Here is a 15,905-nt window from a genome sequence, read left to right on the forward strand (position 1 = left end):
TAATGGATCACACAAGACCATCTTCAATTCCGGATCGGAAACGCGACCGGAGAGCCTCTCCTTGCCGTGAGAGACGAGACCGGACGGTGTCCGTTGGCACGCCGAGGCGGAGGGCCATCGATGGGTAGTCCAGGCCCTCGATGAAACGGAGTGCCAGGACGGCCCGATGGTCCTCATCCAGGCCGTCGAGTGTTGACCGCGCGTTGGCCCATGGATCCTCGGTGGCCGACAGACGGACCGGGTCGTCCCGGTCGTCAACCGGTTCCGGGGACGAGATCGAGGATCAGGACCTCAGCCCATCGCGGCGTGACTCATGACCGGATTCAAGCCGGATGACAGGGCGGGGCGCGAGGCGTGGTCGTCAAGCGGTCCGATGCCGGGAGCAGGACAGCGCTGATGGACCCGGAGGAGGATGCAGACGCGTTGTCGCATCCGACCGGGTCCGCGGGCACCGTGAGCAAGGCGGGTAGAGAGAGGAACTGGCAGACGACGCAGTCGCCGGCCGTCCGACCGAGGACGGCCTTGGATTCATGGGATTCGTGCACCTCGTTGGGTGCGAAGATCGCGTCAAGAGAGTGATGGCCGCTCCCGCACAGCGACAGCGTCACGTGCAGGGCCAGCAAGCCGAACAAGTTATGATCTCGCCCGGTCCCTGTCATCATTCACGGTGGAATAGGTGAAGCGCCTGGCCGAAAGCAACCTGGCCGAAAGTAACCGACATCAAGTAGAAAATGCCGGCCGCCCCGGTTTGGTTCCAAGCTCTCCATCCGGCTCGAGACGGAATTCCACGATCATCAACCCCGCCGCATCGCCAGGGAGGGCAGGACGGCGAGGGCGACGAGGGCGGCGAGCATGGCCAGGAACAGGGGCGACCACCCCGGCGCGGGGACGACCATCCCGGGGATGAAGACCGCGGTCTCGGCGGCCCGCTTGCTCGCGGCGTGCGCGATCTGCACGGGCCGAAGCGTGCCGTCCGGGAGCTGTCGATCGCTCTCGTAGACGAGCGAGTAGCTGGCACCCAGCCTGGTGGCGAGCGACTCGTAAATCGCCTTGAGCTGATCCGCGTCGCGCGCCCGGTAATACTGCGCCCGCGTCGCCTCGGCCAGGTGCCTCAGGTCGTCGCCCGCGATCTCGCGTTCGGAGCCGAGTCCGAGCGTGTAGACGGGCATGCCCACCCGTTTCGCGGCGGCGATCGCCATCTCGAGATTGCCCATCTGGGAGGCCGTGTCCTGGCCGTCGGTGAGGGCCAGGATCGCCCGCCGGCCCTGCTCATCGCCGAGCATGTCCAGGGCCTCGATCACGGCGTCATAGAACCGCGTCGCCCCGACCGGCTCCAGTCGATTGATCACGCGGCGGACCTGCTTGCGGTCGGTCGTGAACGGGGAGAGGGTCTCGACCTCGGAGCTGAAGCCCACGACCGCGATCCGGGAACCCTCGGGGAGCTTCTCCAGGAAGGACGCGACCGCCTCCCGGAGCCCACCGATCCGGTTCTCCTGCGCCATGCTGCCGCTGTGATCGACGACGAGCACGACCGTCGTCGGCACGGCCTCGCGCGTCTGCGGCGCCTGGAACTCCAGGACCTTGACGTCCTTCCCTTCCTCCGTAACCCGGAAGTTCTCGCGACGGGCATCCAGGAGGTAAGTACCGTCCGGCTTCTTGACCTCGAACTGGACGGCGATCCTGGGGAAGGCCTGCTGGCTGGCGCCCGTGATGACGACCTCCGTCTCGCCGACGGCTTGCGAGCCGGGAGTCGCGGGCTCGCCGCCGAGGTCGTCCTGCGCCCTCGCCTCGGGGAGGAGCACCGCGAGGGCGAGCATCGCCAGGCCTGCGCGCGACCAGGTCATCGTGTGGGCTCCATGGACGGGCTCGAGGGGACCGACGAGGCGGGCACGACGATCAGGGAAAGGAGCCCGATGGCGGCACCGAGCACGCCCCAGAGACAGATGACGGCCGCCGAGGAGCTCGCCCAGCCCCCCAGCGGAAGCTCGACGCACTGGATCAGGGCGAAGCCGATCGCCGCCGCGAAGACGCCCAGGATCGCGCCGGCGAACCCCATCGGCAGGACATCACCGACCGTCGATCCGTCGCCGCGACGGCCCCGCAACGCGACGCCGGCGCCCACGACCGCCCCCGCCGCCCCGAGCACGATCGTCATGCCCGCCAGCCTGAGCTCGGACCAGTGCCCCAGGGTGGAGCCGGCACCCAGGATCGTGGGCAGGAGGCCCGACGCCAGCACCAGGCCGCGGAAGATCATGAACGCGATGGCCGCGACGGCGACGCGACGTGCCGGGGGCTGAGAGGCGAGCCGGTCGCCCATCGGCCGGACCAGGGTTGCGGCCGTCGCCGCATGCGATGCCAGGGGCGACGCCGCGGGGTAGGTCGCGGGGATCACCTCGGCCCGAGGGGGCCGCTCCGCCCTCACCTCGATCCGCCGGACCCCGCCGTTGCTCCGGACGATCACGGCGCCCAGGGTCTCGGTAGTCCCCCCGCGTGAGGGCTCCTCCGGGAGGTCGATCTCGATGGGGACGTCGGTCTGATCGATGGTCGCGAAGGGCCCGCCGCCGATTCCGGGGGCGACGCGAATCCGCGGTCGAGCGAGCCCGACCCCGGGGGTGCCCGGGGCCTCGACGCTCACCTGACTGCGGAGGAGCCGAAAGCCGACGTTGGTAACCCGCAGGGTTTGTCGGATCGTCCCGCCGCCGGCGGGCGCCCGGACGACGATCGCCGCGGGGTGGACGTCGAGCTCGGGTTCGCCGGGTTGCGACGCGGGGAGCCTCCCGAGCCAGGCGTCGAGCTGCTCGTCCGGATCGCCGCCCGGGACGATCGACGGCAGCAGGTCGGGCCGGCCGATCCGCCGCAGGTAGTCCGTCAGTTGGCCCGAGGTGAGCGCATCGCGGAGCTGCCCCCAGCGCTGGGCGGCCAGGGGGAGGAAGTCGTCCCAGGTCCGACACGTCGCCCCCCCCATCGTGAACGCCGCGGGCAAGGCCCCGCCGGCCGTCGGCCGCGGGGGAGGCGGAGCCGGCTGGGCGCGCGTCCTCGGCGAAGGCGGGGAAGGCGACGGCGATGGCGTCGCCGATGGCGTCGAGGCCGCGACGCGCCTGACTTCGAGCTGGACGCCGCCGAGCTGGATGAGGTCGCCCGGCTGGAGCGGGCGGGCCTGGCCGGTGAAGAGCCGCTGGCGATTGACGAACGTGCCGCCGGGGCTGTCCAGGTCGCGGATCGAGAGCCCGCCGCCGGAGAGGATCACGCAGGCCTGCCGCGCGGCCATCCGCCGCGGCGACGCGGCGGGCTCCTGCCCCGAGAGGTCCAGCCCCGATGCGCCCGCGAGGGCGTTCCCCAGGACGTTCTCGCCGCTGCGGGGCTCGAACGCCCTCCCCGGCTCCAGGCCGCGGACGATCTCCAGGATCCATCGCTCTTTCGCTGGGCCGGCGGGCGTGGGCATGGGGACGTTCGTCCTCCTCGAATTCCTCGTTCAACGATGCCTGAACAGGAGCACGGTCCCGCCGAGCTCGATCCGATCGCCGTCCCGGAGCGTCGCGGTGCCGGTGAAGGGCCTGCCGTTCAGCCGCGATGAGGCCGACGCGGCGAGCGCCTCGATCGTGTAGCCGTGCGGGCCGGAGAGGATCCGGGCGTGCTGCCGGGCGACGCCCGGATCGCCGAAGATCCCGATCTCCGCCCGCTCGTCCAGGCCGAGCCGGCAGACGGGCCGATCGAGGAGATAGCTCCGCCCTTCCTGGCGACCGCTGAGGACCTGGACCCACGCCCGGCGGAGCGCCTGCTCCACGAGCGCGAGCGAGAGCCCGAGGCCGGCCCCCAGGATGACGATCCCGAACGCCTGGCCGAGCTCGGTGCGGTTCCCCATGGCGACGCGGATGGCCTCGAAGCAGGCCCCGCCGATCAGCCCCCCCAGGCCGCCGCCGACCAGGCCCATGACCAGCCGTTGGCGCGAACGCCCCACGAACGCCTGGCCGACCCCGATCCCGAGCCCGAGCACCGCCCACGAGCCGGCCCGCCCGAGGATGCCGCCGCGGAAGGCCCCGATCACCTGCTCGCCCAGCACCAGCCCGATCGCGCCGCCGATCGCCGCGGCCGGCACGCCCCAGGTCGCCGCGCGGGCGAGGCGAGGCCAGGATCCGTCCCGGAACGGCCCCCAGGCGCTCAGGAAGAACCCGATCGATCCGCCGATCAGGAGCCCGGCCAGCGCGTCCCGTACGTTCACGGAACTCGACTGCACCAGCTCCACGTCCAGGTAGAGCCCGAGCAGGGCCCCGATCGCGCCGGCGAGCGCCCAGTCGTAGGCCTGGCGGACGCCCGCGGCCATCGTCGTCCCGCTCATGTCAGCACCCGCAAGGCGCGGCCTCCCTCGGCGATCATCCGCGCGATGTGGCCGAACGCCTGCACGAGCTCGCCGCTGGGGGCGAAGATCGACGCCCGCTCGCTGCTGGCCAGCCGCCCGAGGTATTCGCGGTCGGCGTCGCCGGTGCCGATCGCGACGATCTCGATCCCCTGCTGCCGGGCCGCCAGCGCCTGCTCCACCGCGCTTTCCGGGGCGTCCGGGAAGCCGTCGGTGAGCATCACGACGTACCGCCGGGCGTCGGTCGCGGCGAGCTGGCCGCGGGCCATCTCCAGGGCGTCCGTCAGGTTCGTCGAGCCCTCGGCCTCGAGCCGGCCGACCGCGGCATTCAGCCTCCGCACGTTGCTCGTCGCGGCGCACTGGAGCGCGACCATCGACGAGAACGAGATCAGCCCCACCTCCATCAGGGTGAAGTCGCAGCGGTCGAGGAACTCGCGGGCCGCCGTCTGGGCCTCGGCGAGCGGCCCGCCGATCATGCTCGAGGAGACGTCCATGAGCAGGAAGACCCGGATCCGGTCCGGGATCCCGGCGCCGGCCGCCTCGGCCACCGCGGCGGGCGGCAGCGCCAGCCAGGTCATGTCGTCGGGCACGGGCTCGACCGCCAGGGCCAACCGGTGCCCGGTGTCGCGCTGGGTCGCGGAGACCTGGACCACGCCGTTGTCGTCGTAGGAGAGCCCTACGTCCACCATCACCTCGGAGTCGGTCGGCGAGATGCCCTGGAAGACGTACTTGCCGAGGATCGTGCAGTCGAGCGGCGACTCGCTCTCGCCCTGCGTCAGGTAGACCTCCAGCCGCGAGTTGGCGCCGCCGTGGGTCGCGTGCAGGTACGCCCGCGTGTTCCGCGCCGGGATCGGGACGTTCCGCCGGATCACGATGTCATTCTGATAGCTCGATCCGTCCTCGCTGACGGCGACGGTGCCCAGGCTGTGGGACATCACGTCGGTCACGCGGAGGGAGGCCGCGGGCGACGACGGCCCGGGCCGCGCACTCCCGGCCCCCAGCGTGAACGCCGGCAGCGCGTCGCCGATCGGCTCGCCGACCTCGATGGCGGCCTGGATCGCCGCGCCGAGCGCGACGACCTCGTCCACGTTCACGCCCGTCCGGGGCGGCTTGCCGGCCATCTCCGCCACGTACGAGCGGACCATGGGCATCCGCGTGGAGCCGCCGACGAGGAGCACCCCGTCCAGCCGCCGCCAGTCCAGGCCGGCCTCGCCGAGCGCCTCCTCGGTGAGCCGGCGGGTCCGATCCATGAGCGGGGCCGTCATCGCCTCGAACTCGCCGCGGGAGAGGTCGAACGTCCGCCGCTCGGCCCCGAGCTGGAGCGTGATCCGGGTCGCGGCCCGCTCCGAGAGGGCCCACTTCGCCTGCTCGCTGCGGACGAGCACCTCGTTGAGGGCCACGGGGTCGTCCAGCGGGTCGAAGCCCGTCTCGGCCGCGAACCGGTCGGACAGGAACGTGGCGATCCGGTCGTCCCAGTTCTTGCCGCCTAGGTCGTGGTCCCCGGCCGTCGACAGGACGGAGATGGCCCCTGCCGCGATCCGGGCCACGGTCACGTCGAACGTGCCGCCTCCCAGGTCGTAGATCAGGACGGTCTCATCCGGCCCGTCGCCGCGATTGAGGCCGTAGGCGAGGGTCGCGGCGGTCGGCTCGTTGATGATCCTCAGGACCCGGAACCCGGCCGCGTTGCCGGCGTCGATCGTGGCCTTCCGCTGGGCGTCGCCGAAGTAGGCCGGCACCGTGATCACGGCGCGGTCCACGTCCTCGCCGAGCGCGGCCTCGGCGTCGTCCTTGAGCCGCTTCAGGACGATGGCCGAGAGGTCCGTGGCGGTGTAGGACTTGCCGCCGAACTCGAGCTGGTAGAGGGCCGATCCCATGTGGGGCTTGAAGAAGCTGGCGATCTCGGAATCCCCGAGCCGGGCATACTCCCTGGCCTCCTGGCCGACGGCCCGCGGGTCGGTCCCGAAGTAGATCACCGAGGGGGTGATGTTCGCCCCGTCCCGGTTGGGGATGACCTCCGGCCTGCCGTAGCGGTTGCGATGCGCCGCCACGGAGTTCGTGGTCCCCAGGTCGATGCCGACGAATGTGGCCATGCACCATGCCTCCGCGTCGCCGGCCTCAGGATACGGTCAGCAGCCGCAGCGCCGTCGATCGTTCCTCGACCTCCTCGGAGTTCATGACCGCCTCGGTCTGGAACTCGACGTCGATGGAGCCGCCGGCGGTCAGGTCGACCGCCGAGACGTTCAGCCGGCCATCCTGGTTGATGGCGAACTTGACGCGGATCGGGCTGCGGGCCGGGAGCTTCTCGGGGAGGTTGAGCGTGGCGGTGCCGACCTCCTGGCAGTCGGCCGGCTCGGTGCTGTCGCGCTCGCCGGACATGACGCGGATGTCCACCGCGGCCTGGTTGGCGGCATCGGTCCCGAAGTCGGTCATCCGCTCCAGGGGGACTTCGGAGTTCCTCGGCAGCAGGTACACGACCACGTCCTGGCTGCGGTCGTCGCGCGCGATCACGCCCAGGCTCTTGGACAGGACGTTGACGATCCGGGTCGCGACGAGTTCGCGGACCGGCCCGGTGAGCGTGAACCCGAGCTGCTTCTCCAGGTGGTCGAGCGCCTTGGCGACTTCCTCCTCGGGGACCTCGCTGAGGTCGATCGGCCCGGCCTCGGGGGCGGCGGCGCCGTTCGACTCGCCCTCGCGGCCGGCGGCGAGGATGGAGGAGACCTCGTCGTGGAGCGATTCCTTCAGCCCGTAGAGCGCCGCGCCCTTGGCGACGGCCTCGTCCGGATCGTAGATCTCCGGCTCGAGTTTGAACTCCGCGACCAGCCGGCTGTGGACCTGGGGCATGCGAGTGGCGCCGCCCACCAGGATGATCTTGTCGAAGGTCGCATGCCCCTTGGCCCGGGCGTCGGCCAGCATCTCGCGGGTCAGCTCGACGGTCCGGTCCAGCAGGTGGCGAGTGACCTCCTCGAACTTCGCCCGATCGAGCTCGACGCGGGCCTGCTTGCCGGCGTGGGTGACGCGGAACGGGGCCTTCTCGCGCTGGGTGAGCGTCTTCTTGCCGCGCTCCGCCTGGAGGAAGAGGTCGTTGAGCACCTCCGGATCGTCGAGCGGATCGGACGCCTCGCCGGTCTGCTCGCGGAACTGCTCCGCCAGGTACATGACGATGGCCTCGTCCCAGAGCGTGCCCCCCAGGCGATGGTCGCCGCCGGTGCAGATGACCCGGATCAGCCGATCCTTGATGTCGATCATCGTCACGTCGAACGTGCCGCCGCCCAGGTCGTAGACCAGGACCGTCTGGTCCTCCCCCTGCTCCAGCCCGTAGGCGATGGCCGCCGCGGTCGGCTCGTTGAGGATCGCCCGGACGTTCAGGCCGGCCAGCCGGCCGGCGTTGGCCGTGGCCTCGCGCTCCGGCGTGCCGAAGTAGGCCGGGCAGGTGATCACGACATCGGTGATCGTCTCGCCGGGGAGCGCGAGCTCGGCGTCGCCGACGATCTTGCGGAGGATGAACGAGGAGATGTCCTCCGGCCCGTACGACTTCCCCTCGTGCTCGAAGACGAAGTTCGGGTCGCCCATGTGCTGCTTCACCCGCGAGACCACGCGATGCGGCTCGACCTTGGCGGACTCCTTGGCCGTATTCCCCACGATCACGGAATCGGCGTCGAAGAGGACGACCGACGGCGTGATCCGTTCGCTCTCCTGGTTGGGGACGATCACCGCCTTGCCGTGCTCGTCCACGTAGGCGATCGCCGAGTACGTCGTCCCCAGGTCGATCCCGTAAACCCGCTTGAGACCATGGCCTTCACCCTGAGACACGGCAGAGCTCCCCGTTGCTGGCCTGGCTTTCCGGTCGTCGCCGCCCCCCTCCGGATCCCGCCCACCGCGGCGGCAGGGGGAGGGGTATTCGTCAATCTATTCGTCGAGTTTCCCTGATATATTATCGGACTTCTCGCATTGTTGCGGCGTTCGACCCTCGCAGCAAGTCTCCGCAGCCGCCCGGCCTCTGCGTCCGCTCGGCCTTGCCCTGCCTTCGGTTCTCAATTATCCTGATAGGATAGCTGTCGCAATCTCTCCCCGGGAGTCGTTCCCCATGGCCCAGGATGAAGCCGTCGCCAGTCGAGGGCGAATCTTCGACGACATCACGCAGACGATCGGCGCGACGCCGCTGGTCCGGCTGCGTAACGTGACCGACGGGGCGCGGGCGCAGGTCGTCGCCAAGCTCGAGAGCGCCAATCCGCTCTGGTCCGTGAAGGACCGGATCGGCGTGGCGATGATCGACGCGGGGGAGAAGGCCGGCAAGATCACCAAGGACACGGTCATCATCGAGCCCACGAGCGGGAACACGGGCATCGGCCTGGCGTTCACCTGCGCCGCCCGCGGGTATCGCCTGGTGGTGACGATGCCCGAGAGCATGAGCCTGGAGCGACGCCGCCTGATCAAGGCCTTCGGCGCGGAGATCGTGCTGACCCCCACCGCCGAGGGGATGCCCGGCGCCGTCCGCAAGGCCGAGGAGATCCTCCGCAATACCCCGAATGCGTTCATGCCCCAGCAGTTCAAGAATCCCGCCAACCCGGAGATCCACCGCCGGACCACGGCGCAAGAGATCTGGCGCGACTCGGGCGGGAAGATTGACATCCTCGTCGCCGGCGTCGGCACGGGGGGGACCATCACCGGCTGCGGAGAGGCGCTCAAGGCCCACAAGCCGGGCCTCCAGGTGGTGGCCGTGGAGCCGCTCAACTCGCCGGTGATCAGCCAGGCCCGCCACAAGGAGCCGCTCCGGCCGGGCCAGCACAAGATCCAGGGCATCGGCGCGGGCTTCATCCCCGATGTCCTGAACCTCGACATCATCGACCAGGTCGTCACCGTCCGGGACGACGAGGCCTTCGAGATGTCGCGACGCCTGGCGAAGGAGGAGGGCATGCTCTGCGGCATCTCCTGTGGCGCCGCGGTGGCCGGCGCCGTCTCGATCGCGCGGAAGCCCGAGAATGAAGGGAAGCTGATCGTCGTCATCCTCCCCGACCTCGGTGAACGCTACCTCTCGACGGCTCTCTTCCCGGAATGACAGCGGCCATGGATCGTGACGCCCGGGGATCGACACCGGCGGTCGTCCCCCTGGAGATCACCCGCGCCTGTTGCGACGCGATGATCGCGCATTGCCGTGCCGAGAGCCCGCTGGAATGCTGCGGATTGCTCGGCGGACGACCACCCCGGGCCTCGTCCTTCCATCCCCTGCCGAACGTCGCGCCCCAGGGCGAGACGCGCTACGAGGCCGATCCGGTCGCGGTCATCGAGGCGGTGCGGTCTCTCCGCGACGAGGGTATGGAGATCCTGGCCATCTACCACTCCCACCCCCGATGGGAGGCGGTCCCCAGTCGGACCGACCTCGAGACCAACTACTGGGGCGAGATGCCCCGGATCATCGTCTCCCTCCTGGCCGATCCGCCCGAGATCCGAATCTGGCGGCTCGATCCGAAGAGCTTCGAGGAATTGCCGTGGAGGCTCGTCCCGTAGGAGCCCCCGACGGCTCCCGCGGACGAAGTCCTCGCGAGTTCGCGGCTCGTTGTCCGCCCTCGTCGCCGCTCAAGGCTTCAGCACGACGAAGATCCGCATGCTCGAGATCAGCCACTTGTCCCCTTCCTTGACGCGGACCTGGTAGAAGGGGACCTTCGGAGCATCCGACTGCAACGTGTTGACGTCGAAGGTGCCCGCGATCACGAGGATGTCGGGCGCGATCAGCTTGGCGTATTCGACGTGGTTGCGAGACTTGATGGTCTGAGGCTTCTCGAAGAGCTTCTCGTATTGTTTCTCGATGTCCGCACGACCGACGTTGCGCTCGACCTTGATATTGCCGTCTCCTCCGCGAATCGTGAGGACCAGCTCGGCTTCCTCGGTGTAGGTGTTCGCCATCGCCTTGGGCTTGAAGGTGTCGAAGAGTTCCGCGCCGGCGGTCGTGAGCTTGACCGCGAGAGCCGTGGCCTCGTCGGGCTTCGCCCCATCCTGCGCCATGGCGACACCGGATGAGCCGGCCAGGATGGCCAGCCCCGTGACGATGATCATGATCCTGAAGTTGCGCATGGTTGACTCCTTGGCAGAGAGGTGGCGTCTCGATGCAACTTCATGAGACGTCGGCCAGGACCGACATGCAAGGCCCCTGTCCCCGACGGAGGGGCCGAGCCTTCATGCGGCTGGGAGGAAATCCGGAGACCAGGAGGCATCGCGGCAAGGAGTGAAGAGTGCGGCCCGCAGGATTCGAACCTGCAACCAAGGGATTCAAGGGCCCCCGGGTTTCCCCGAGGCTTGGACTATCTCATCCTCCGTCGCGATGGGCGGAGGCCGGGCGCTCATGGGCGGGGGTTATCGTTGGGGCTCACCCCGCTAGTCTCTGAACCTTCCTGGCAACCTAGGCCCTGCCAGGCTTGGCTGCGGATTGCCCTGCGCGAGGGACGGGAGAGATCGATCACTCCAACCTGCGTTTAGGTTCCCCGCAATTCACCCGGTTCGCAGCGAGGGGTTACCCCCCCGTGCCACCTTAAATCTTGATGAGTCCCCTGCTCTGCCGTTGAGCTAGGGCCGCATCGCAAGACCGCATCATCTTGGCCGCATCATCGCGGAAAGGCAAGCCGAGGTCCGCCGGGGCCGTCGATCGGATCGCGACGGTGCCCCGGCGACTTGCTTCGGAAACGACCGGGAGATCATGACTCCACGGAGGCGAACTGATGAGGATCGTCCGCCGGGACGAACTGATTGGGATCGTCCACCAGCGATTCCGCCGTCCCCCCGTTCAAGACCGAGGCCGAGGCGGCGGCGCGCTGCCTCTGGATTTTCGCGAGCTTGAGGTTGCCGGCCAGGCCGAAGAACGACAGCGTCTTGATCGCCCAGTAGGTCGGGTCGAGCTCCCACCAGTCCAGGCCGTGGCGCGCCGAGGTCTGGAAAGCATGGTGATTGTTGTGCCAGCCCTCACCGTAGGTCAGGGCGGCGACCCACCAGAGGTTCGTCGACTTGTCGCGGGTCGCGTGGGAGCGATAGCCCCAGATGTGGCTGGCGGAGTTCACCAGCCAGGTCGTGTGCAGGACCAGGATCGTCCGCAGGAAGCCACCCCAGACCAGCCAGCTCCAGCCCCCCATCGCGTAGAGGGCCCCCATGAGCGCGATCGGGAACAGGATGTGGTAGCCGTCGATCCACCGCAGGACCGGATCTCGGTACAGGTCCGGCGCCCAACGCTTGTAGTAGGCGGGAGTATGCCGCGAGTTGTCGTCCACCCACATCCACCACGCCATGTGGGCCCAGAAGAAACCCTGCAGCGGCGAGTGCGTGTCGTTCTCGTCGTCCGAGAATGCGTGATGCCTGCGATGGTCGGCAACCCATCCGATGGGCCCGCCCTCGGAGGCCATCGTGCCGATGATCGTGAGGGGATACTCCAGCCACCGCGGACGGAGCGTGAAGCTGCGGTGGGTGAGGAGTCGGTGATAGGTCAGGCAGATGCCGATGCCGCCGGTGAGCCAGTGGAGGAACAGGCAGACGGCCACCGCGCCCCAGGAGAAGTTGGAGGGCAGGAGCGCGAACAAGGCGCCAACGTGAAGCGCCCCGATCCACAAGATGGGCGGCCACGAAATCCGTTGCACCGATTGTTCTACGGTCGTCGTCGTCATATCCAACCTTTTCTCAACTCGGGAGAAGATTCGCAACGGTAAGAGGAGCCTGCGGCCGACCAAGCTCGACGTAAACAGGCTGGCGGACTCGGTTAAGCGTACTCAACATCGGGTACGGGAGGAGAGACCTCCTGGTCGTCCCGGTCGACGGACGGTCGCCGATTTCGCCGGGGTCGCGATCGCAAGCCCCGGCGCAGCTTACCGGACAACAAGGCCTGGTTCTCTCGCTCAGTAGGTCGTTTTTGGGGTCATGTGGGCGGAATGCCGGTGAGGCGCAGGAGCGGCAAAAGGCGGTCCGGAGCGACGGAGAGTTTATCGCAGGACACCGGAGAACTCCACCGGGTAGCCTCGGAAAATCGGCACCAGGCCGGGTCGAATTCTAGAAAGAGTTCACGAGCTGCGACTCGCGGGTGGCCATCTCCTTCCCCAGCTTCCAGACATGGAAGTGCATCGCCATATGAAAGACGTAGGTGAAGACCAGCCCGGGGCGGCGGTGGACCTTCAGGAACCGGCCGAGATGACGACGGTAGACGGCTCGCAGTCCCGCATCGGGAACGTGGGCCATCAGGCGGCCGAACAGCCCGGCGGCCATCGCCGCGTGTGCCGCCTCCATCTGCCACCACCGCAGCGAGATCCTCCACCACGGCTTCCGCTTCGTGATGCCGAAGTCGAAGGCGGGGTCCAGGAACAGGGCGTCGGTCCTCTCGAAGTACAGCTCCGGATCGTAGAGGTCGCCGATCACCCTGAGATAGCCGTCCAGCAGCTCCTCCCGGGTCATCTGGAGCGGGATCACGTTGGTGCCGAATTCGGGGCGGTCTCCCAGGTCGAGACGCCCCTCGGCGGCCAGCCGATCGTGCAGCGGGGTCTTCGGGATCGCGCTCAGCATGCCGGTCATCGCGAACGGGATCCGGCAGGCCTGGATGAACTCGATCTGGCGGTCGAAGATCGTCGCGTCGTCGCTGTCGAAGCCCATGATCATCCCGCACCAGACCTCCAGGCCCGCCTCCTGGATCCGGTGCACCTTCTCGATGAGCGTCCCCCCGGCCCGCACGTTCTGGAACTTCTTGGCCTCGCGGTGGGCCTCCTCGCTGGGGCTCTCGATGCCGATGAACGTGGCCACGAAGTTCGCCCGCGTCATCAGGTCCAGCAGCTCCGGGTCGTCCGCCAGGTCGATCGAGGCCTCGGTGAACAGCGACAGCGGGTAGCCCTTCCGCTCCTGCCAGGCCACGACCTCGCGGAGCACCTCCTTGATCGCCTTCTTGTTGCCGATCAGGTTGTCGTCGACGACGAAGACGATCCGCTGGCCGCTCGCGTACATCGCCTCGAACTCCGCGATCACCTGCGCGGCGGTCTTGATCCGCGGGCGACGGCCGAAGGTCACGATGATGTCGCAGAACTCGCACTGGAACGGGCATCCCCGCGAGAACTGGAGGCTGCCGAAGGCGTACCGGCCCATCTTCAGCATGTCGAAGCGGGGCGTCGGGACCTTCGTCATGTCGGTCTTCTCGGCCTGCTCGTAGCGGTACTGGTGCAGGCCCTGCTTCCACTCGCCGAGGAACCGGGGCCACGACTCGTCGGCCTCGCCGATGAAGATCACGTCGGCCAGGCCCTCGAAGTAGTCTTCCTGGACCGTGACCCACGGGCCCCCCACCACCACGAAGCAGCCTCGCTCCTTCAGCTCGCGGATGATCTCCATCATCCGGAACCGCTGGACGCTCATCCCCGTCACGCCCACGATATCCGCCCGCGCGACCCGGTCCCAGTCGATCTCCTCGATGCTCTCGTCGATCAGCGTCACCGAGTGCTCCGCCGGCGTCAGCGCCGCCAGCAGGGGCAGACTCGCCACCGGCAGGTTGCTCGATTTGCCCAGGAACGGCAGCGCATGCTCCATGCCCCAGTAGGACTTCTCGAACCGCGGATTGATGATCACGATATCGGCCATGGAAGCTCGCCCTTCCCTTTCGACTGCGAAGTTTCGGCCATGTTCGGGACCCGGCCCCGAACGTCGTGGCGCGAGGGCCGACGGCTGACGTTCGTCGATCCAGATTCCAGGAGCAAAACGCGGGCCAGGTCATTATCGCGGTGATATCCAAGAAAGCTCAAGCGGCAATTCGAGGCCGATAAGGGCCCTGGCAGGAATAATCCGGACCTCTCCTCCCGTCCCTCTCTCGGCGCCCCCGGCACCCGGCCCCCGCCCTCGAGAGGTTCTCAAATCGATCCGCCCGTTGTTAGAATCGGACCGACGCCACGGACGCTCGAGACGAACCCTCACTCTTCCGACTTCGCGACGAGCCTTGCCCCGATGTCGATCACCCTGCGAGCCGCGATCGCTGACAGTCGGGACGCCGCCGCCGCGAGGCGGGTCCCCCGCTTCGAGCCCCCCGCGTGGCTCCGCGGCCCGCATGGCCAGACCGTGGCCGCGCGCTATTTCTTCCACGGCGACCTGCGACTCCCGGCCACCGGGCACGAGATCAGCCTGGAGGACGGCGACCGTCTCCTCGTCCTGGAGAGCATCCCCGACGGCTGGTCCGACGGCGACCCCGCGGCGCTGCTCATCCACGGGCTCGGGAGCTGCGCCAAGGCCCCCTACGTCGTCCGGGTGGCCCGCCGGCTCTTCCGGCTGGGGGTCCGGGTCGTCCGCATGAACCTCCGGGGGGCGGGCGAGGGCTTCGGCCTGGCGCGGGGGATCTATCACGCCGGCCGCACCGAGGACGTCCGCCGGACGGTCGCCTGGCTCGCCGCCCGCGCGACGGGCTCGCCGATCGCCCTGGTCGGCTTCTCGCTCGGCGGCAACCTCGCGCTCAAGCTCGCCGGCGAGGCCGCCGCGGATCCGGTGCCGGGCCTGGACTGCGTGCTCGCCGCCAACCCGCCGATCGACCTGGCGGCGAGCGCCGCGCAGATCGGCCGGCCCTCCAACCGGCTCTATGACTGGAACTTCACCGCCTGGCTCAAAGGCCAGGTCGGGCGGCTCCACGCCCGTTTCCCCGAGCTCGGCCCGCCGGACCTGGCGGGCGTCCGCTCGGTCCGGCAGTTCGACCATCGCTACACGGCCCCTCGCAACGGGTTCTCCTCGGCGGACGACTACTACGGCCGCAGCAGCGCCCGGCCGTGGATCTCGCGCGCGACCGTGCCGGGACTCGTCGTCCACGCCGAGGACGACCCGTTCATCCCCGCGGGCTCGTTCGCCGGGGCGGAGTTCCCGGCGTCGATCGAGCTCGACCTGATCCGCCACGGCGGCCACCTCGGCTACGTCAGCCGCCGGCCGTGGCACGGCGACCATCGCTGGCTCGACGTCCGACTCTCCGCCTGGCTGGCGGACCGCTGGGGCCTGCCCGAAGATCGCCTCGACCTCGCCCCCTCGCGGCGAATCCGCCGAACCACGGCCCAACCGGGAGATCCGAACCGCCATGCCTGAACCTGAACCATCGATGAACAAGTACCGGGCCGCCATGGAAGTCCTGCTCAAGGGCCGAGACCAGCTCGTCGAGACCCTGGCGGACGACGTCCTCGACCAGGAAGAGACCATCCGCGACGGCGGCTTCCAGTTCCACGAGTTCCTCGAGACCCAGGGGGCCCGCCTCCACTTCCTCGGCCTGATCATGGGCCACCTAGAGCAGTCCGCCGAGTACGTCGAGGAGCTCGAAGCCCAGCGCGACCGCCAGGCCGCGGCCCGAAAGTCCGACCCGTCCTCCCTCCCCCGGAAACGCTCCCGCGGCCGGAACTCGCAGTCCACCAAGCCCCGCCGCCAGTCCCCCCCCGACTCCGAGGGGACCGTGGACGATATCCCGTTCTGAGGGGACAGGGACAGGGACGAGGGACGAGGGACGAGGGGCGAGGGGCGAGGGACGAGGGGTGAGGAGGACGTGGGTCGAAGGGCCACGGCGTGACCTCCTGACCCCGAGCACGAT

13 protein-coding genes are annotated in these 15,905 nt (G+C 69.0%); 4 read left to right on the plus strand and 9 right to left on the minus strand.

Features of this window, described 5'->3' with window-relative positions:
• Positions 1–7: 7 nt before the first annotated feature.
• The 6 genes from G6O54_RS38970 to G6O54_RS31555 form a co-directional block, all read right to left on the minus strand.
• Positions 8–277 (minus strand): sigma factor-like helix-turn-helix DNA-binding protein, encoded by a 270-nt coding sequence (locus tag G6O54_RS38970; protein WP_165232947.1) that lies wholly within the window; start codon positions 275–277, stop codon positions 8–10.
• A gap of 517 nt (positions 278–794) precedes the next feature.
• Complete coding sequence (locus G6O54_RS31535) at positions 795–1,844, minus strand: vWA domain-containing protein (RefSeq protein ID WP_165232912.1); 1,050 nt, start codon at positions 1,842–1,844, stop codon at positions 795–797.
• A complete protein-coding gene (locus G6O54_RS31540) occupies positions 1,841–3,442 on the minus strand; it encodes an FHA domain-containing protein (RefSeq protein WP_165232916.1) in 1,602 nt (533 codons plus the stop codon). Before G6O54_RS31540 ends, G6O54_RS31535 begins: the two co-directional genes overlap by 4 nt.
• Before the next feature lie 30 nt (positions 3,443–3,472).
• The gene (locus tag G6O54_RS31545; protein WP_165232918.1) at positions 3,473–4,336 is read right to left on the minus strand and encodes an FHA domain-containing protein; all 864 of its coding nucleotides are present in this window, start codon (positions 4,334–4,336) and stop codon (positions 3,473–3,475) included.
• A complete protein-coding gene (locus tag G6O54_RS31550) occupies positions 4,333–6,444 on the minus strand; it encodes an Hsp70 family protein (RefSeq protein WP_165232920.1) in 2,112 nt (703 codons plus the stop codon). The genes G6O54_RS31545 and G6O54_RS31550 overlap by 4 nt, the downstream gene beginning before the upstream one ends.
• 25 nt (positions 6,445–6,469) lie before the next feature.
• Positions 6,470–8,164 (minus strand): Hsp70 family protein, encoded by a 1,695-nt coding sequence (locus tag G6O54_RS31555; RefSeq protein WP_165232923.1) that lies wholly within the window; start codon positions 8,162–8,164, stop codon positions 6,470–6,472.
• 274 nt (positions 8,165–8,438) lie between these two features.
• Here G6O54_RS31555 and cysK point away from each other — a divergent pair, with 274 nt between their 5' ends.
• Positions 8,439–9,410 (plus strand): cysteine synthase A, encoded by a 972-nt coding sequence (gene cysK / locus G6O54_RS31560; RefSeq protein ID WP_165232926.1) that lies wholly within the window; start codon positions 8,439–8,441, stop codon positions 9,408–9,410.
• An 8-nt stretch (positions 9,411–9,418) separates the two neighbouring features.
• Complete coding sequence (locus G6O54_RS31565) at positions 9,419–9,859, plus strand: M67 family metallopeptidase (RefSeq protein ID WP_165232929.1); 441 nt, start codon at positions 9,419–9,421, stop codon at positions 9,857–9,859.
• 69 nt (positions 9,860–9,928) lie between these two features.
• On the opposite strand, the gene G6O54_RS31570 is transcribed toward G6O54_RS31565, so the two are convergent.
• From G6O54_RS31570 to G6O54_RS31580, 3 genes are all read right to left on the minus strand, one after another.
• Entirely contained in the window at positions 9,929–10,423 is a 495-nt protein-coding gene (locus G6O54_RS31570; protein WP_165232932.1) for a hypothetical protein, read from the minus strand.
• A gap of 617 nt (positions 10,424–11,040) precedes the next feature.
• On the minus strand, positions 11,041–11,913 hold the full coding sequence (locus G6O54_RS31575; RefSeq protein WP_250847183.1) for an acyl-CoA desaturase: 873 nt from the start codon (positions 11,911–11,913) through the stop codon (positions 11,041–11,043).
• A gap of 463 nt (positions 11,914–12,376) precedes the next feature.
• Entirely contained in the window at positions 12,377–13,939 is a 1,563-nt protein-coding gene (locus tag G6O54_RS31580) for a B12-binding domain-containing radical SAM protein (protein ID WP_165232938.1), read from the minus strand.
• A 360-nt stretch (positions 13,940–14,299) separates the two neighbouring features.
• On the opposite strand from G6O54_RS31580, the gene G6O54_RS31585 reads away from it, so the two are divergent.
• Together G6O54_RS31585 and G6O54_RS31590 are read left to right on the plus strand one after the other, a co-directional pair.
• Positions 14,300–15,412, plus strand: a complete 1,113-nt coding sequence (locus tag G6O54_RS31585) for a YheT family hydrolase (protein ID WP_165232941.1) — start codon at positions 14,300–14,302, stop codon at positions 15,410–15,412.
• Positions 15,405–15,791, plus strand: a complete 387-nt coding sequence (locus G6O54_RS31590; protein ID WP_165232944.1) for a hypothetical protein — start codon at positions 15,405–15,407, stop codon at positions 15,789–15,791. The genes G6O54_RS31585 and G6O54_RS31590 overlap by 8 nt, the downstream gene beginning before the upstream one ends.
• Positions 15,792–15,905 lie beyond the last annotated feature (114 nt).

The sequence above is a fragment of the Aquisphaera insulae genome (assembly GCF_011064615.1).
In the GTDB taxonomy this organism is placed as follows: Bacteria; Planctomycetota; Planctomycetia; order Isosphaerales; family Isosphaeraceae; genus Aquisphaera; species Aquisphaera insulae.